The sequence below is a fragment of the Oleiphilus sp. HI0061 genome (genome assembly GCF_001635675.1).
The window spans coordinates 1-870 of record NZ_LWFE01001285.1 but is presented as its reverse complement, the minus strand read 5'-3'; the positions used below and the strand labels follow the sequence as shown (position 1 = coordinate 870).

Annotated in this window: 1 protein-coding gene; it reads right to left on the bottom strand. The window is 42.9% G+C overall.

The window, feature by feature from the left end; genetic code table 11:
• On the bottom strand, positions 1-870 hold an 870-nt coding region (locus A3735_RS20205; RefSeq protein WP_156499789.1), incomplete at both ends, for a tol-pal system YbgF family protein.

Here is an 870-nt window from a genome sequence, read left to right as displayed (position 1 = left end):
AATAGCGAATACTTTGGAAATATGCCTCAATATTTAACTCGAACTGATCGGGATAGCGCTTAACAAAACCGTCCAAAAGCCCAACAGCTTCATAGGCAAAGTCATTTTCTAAGTAAATTTCTGCAGCACGATAAAGTGAGTTCGACGCTTTAGCCAAGTCCGCAGTAGAATTCGATATCTCGACTAGTTTTTCTGCAGCAGGAATTGGCTCTTCATTCTCCAAGTAAGCATAGACGAGCTTATCTGAGGCATCCTCATACAACTCACTATCAGGAAAACGCTCTTGGAAAACGTTTAAGGTGGCGATGGACTGCGGCCAATTTTGTATTTGTAGAAACTGTGTCGACGCATCAAAAAGTGCCGTAGGAGCAATACTCGAATCCGGCACTAGGTCGACGACTCTCAAATAAAGTTCGGCACTTTTCCCAATCGCACTTTCTTTCTCTGCTTGCTTGTAAACAGACGCAGCTAAGCGCTCGCTTAAGACCTCTACATCAGACTTCTTATTATAAGTAACAAGTTTTTGATAGGCTTTTTCTGCAAGAGAATAGTTTTCTAGCTCGAAATGACTATGAGCGTTAACCAACCAACTAGAATACAATATCGCAGCAGGTGCCGATCTGGACTGTACAACTCGGGAAGAAACTTCTACTGCATTGATATAGTCTAGTTCGCGATAATATTCATTTGCTAGGTCGTTCAACAATCCTGCCGTCTGATTAGCCATAGGAAAATGCGCAGCAAAACGCTCAATCGCTTCTCTGCGAAGTAGCTTATCAGATGGCCCGAGATCTTGGGTATTGCCGCTATTTGAAACTTTGATGTCGTCATATGTCAGAACTGAAGCATAGCCAGCTTGAACTGCCTTTG